This window comes from Nostoc sp. CHAB 5715 (genome assembly GCF_020829685.1).
Lineage (GTDB): Bacteria > Cyanobacteriota > Cyanobacteriia > Cyanobacteriales > Nostocaceae > Nostoc.
The window spans coordinates 1-2,300 of record NZ_JAIVFR010001097.1 but is presented as its reverse complement, the minus strand read 5'-3'; the positions used below and the strand labels follow the sequence as shown (position 1 = coordinate 2,300).

Below are 2,300 nucleotides of genomic sequence, written 5' to 3'. Positions count from 1 at the left end.
AGAAACAAGATTTAGAATCCGAGAGAATTCGTAATTGTATTGAGGGAAAATTCGGGACTTGCGTAAAAGAAGATTTAGTCTCAATCGAGTGATGGCAAAACTGTCTCATACTTCTCAAACAGCAATTTTTAGTTACTCAAGAAGTTCAGCATCTTCTTAATTTCCCACACCCTACACCCTACACCCAAAAGCCAGTTATATCAGGGTTTTGCGCTTAACTTAGTGCCATTCGGCTATACGTACCGTTTCATCGGGAATAGGAGGAATTTCTTCAGGATGTAAGCACATATACTGCCTCCACAAGTATTTCTTCTAGTGTTTAAGACAAGGTATTCGCAGAAACGAGCAAAGGTCAGCTTCATGTTTGCGGCCATGGTTGGAGCGGTGTCACTCGCACGAGCGGCTACGGATCCAAGCCTAAGCAAGGCTATCCTTGAATCCACCCGCGAGTACCTGCTGAATATTGTTAAGGAAGAACTCAGCTAACATCTGACGGGTGCTCACATCTGCGCTTAATCACTGTCCGTTCGCTCATTTTGACTTTGTGAGAGGGAATTATGTCTTGCACAGCTTAGAATCTAGCTGATAAAGAGACTCAGGGATTTTCATTAAAGAAAGAATCTGTCTTTGAAAGTTGTTTATGGGCGTACTTGAGTTTGGACTAATTTGCATTTAGCAGCAATGAATAGAAGGCAAGAGAAAGTTACCCAACTTCTTTTAGAGGCTGATACCAAGTGCAAACTAAACGGTTTAGTTTAGAAACAGAGCATAACTATAGACGTTTCTCTTTGAGTCAGGCGATCGCTTCTTGTGCAATCATGTTAAGAGCGTAACCGCCCGTCGTTGGCGATACCCAAAAGGGGATGGCACGAAACGACCACCTTCTGGTGATGGCGTAACCGCCCGCAAGGGAGAGCGATGGCGCTTTTCGCCCGCCTTCGGCGATCGCATTCTTGCTAGAGGTATAGCAATCGAAGTATAGATTAAGACGTTAAACGAATAGCTGTATCAACTCTCTCCCGAAAGTCTTCGATAGTGCCTTCTGATTTTCTAACTCGATTTTTTATGGGAAACCAATAATGCTCAATATCGTTAAAATCAGGAGAGTAAGGTGGTAAATACTCAATTTCACAGCCAGCTGATTCAATTAATTCACGAATTCTCTGAGATTTGTGGAAAGTGGCATTATCTAAAATAACTGTCTGTCCTGATTTGAGTTCAGGTAGTAGTTTTTCTTCAAGCCATTTCTCAAAAATTAAACGATTACAAGAACCTTCAAACGTCAATGGAGCAATTAACTTCCCTTGACATAAACCACTCATAATACTAACTCTAATGTTTCTTTTCCCTGATTTTAAATCGTGAAATCTTTTGCCTTTGGGATTCCATCCATAACCATAATCTTCTCGATTATCCATTCCTGATTCATCGATATAGACTAGCTGTGAGCATTGTTTTTGGCTGATTTTGGCTCGAAATTCCTCCCTTTTTTCTTCATCCCTTTCTCGATAACCGTAAGTTTTTTTTTCGGGTATAACCAATTTTTTTTAAGGCTTTTCCTATAGTGCGTAAGCGTTGCTCGCCGAAGGCATCGCTAATATCTTCTGGCCAAGCTTCTGCCATTTCTTCTTGAGTTTTACTCCCATTTAACTGAACGAATCGCTGAAATTCCTCTAAATCGGTAATTTTCGGTTTATATCCTTGTTGATATCCGACTTTTGCCTGATAGTCTCCTGAATATTTTCTCTTCTTTAACCAGGTGTCTATTGTATTCCGACTAATTTTAAAGATGCGACTCGCTTGAGTTTTTCCCATTCCTCCATCAATCGCATTAATCACTTTAGTTCTTAAATCGTAACTATAAGAGGCTGGCATCTGTTTTTCAGCTTATTTCTTTCTAAGTAGGTCGGCGCGAAAAAACCAAACTATGTAAAGATAAATAAATACGGATAAGATATCTACCGAGGTGACCAAAAATATGGGCGCTCGTCTAAGGGTATTTCTAACATCGGAACAAAACAAAACCCTCTTAAATCTAAGGACTGCTGATGTACCACAGAAAGTTAAAGACCGAGCAGAGGTAATCAGGCTAAACGCACATGGCTGGTATGTAGAAAAAATAGCTGATCACTTTAATTGGACTTCTCAAACAGTAAGAGAAGTTTTGCATAAACATTGGTCACAAGTTAAGAAAAAGAGCCAATTGTCAAGGGGGTATGTCAAAAATCGGTAAAATGGGCTGAAAGCTATATCCTTAAAGGAATTGTGACATCCCCTAAACCTACATGAGTAGCACTAAG

Annotated in this window: 3 protein-coding genes and 1 pseudogene; 3 read left to right on the top strand and 1 reads right to left on the bottom strand. The window is 40.1% G+C overall.

Going from position 1 to position 2,300, the window contains the following annotated elements:
* Both LC574_RS36350 and LC574_RS36345 read left to right on the top strand, forming a co-directional pair.
* A pseudogene (locus LC574_RS36350) lies at positions 1-127 on the top strand (transposase); the annotation flags it as partial.
* Positions 128-808: 681 nt separating this feature from the next.
* A complete protein-coding gene (locus LC574_RS36345; protein WP_229458472.1) occupies positions 809-982 on the top strand; it encodes a hypothetical protein in 174 nt (57 codons plus the stop codon).
* A 1-nt stretch (position 983) separates the two neighbouring features.
* Here LC574_RS36345 and LC574_RS36340 read toward each other — a convergent pair.
* Positions 984-1,875 (bottom strand): IS630 family transposase gene (locus tag LC574_RS36340; protein WP_229458471.1). Its coding sequence is split into 2 segments (ribosomal slippage): positions 984-1,547 and positions 1,549-1,875, totalling 891 coding nucleotides; the frame shifts between segments, so codons are not numbered across the junction.
* Positions 1,876-1,978: 103 nt separating this feature from the next.
* Between LC574_RS36340 and LC574_RS39525 the strand changes: the two genes are divergently transcribed.
* Positions 1,979-2,233 carry a helix-turn-helix domain-containing protein gene (locus LC574_RS39525; protein WP_368736782.1) on the top strand — a complete coding sequence of 85 codons (255 nt, stop codon included), beginning with the start codon at positions 1,979-1,981 and terminating at the stop codon, positions 2,231-2,233.
* The last annotated feature ends 67 nt before the right edge of the window (positions 2,234-2,300 follow it).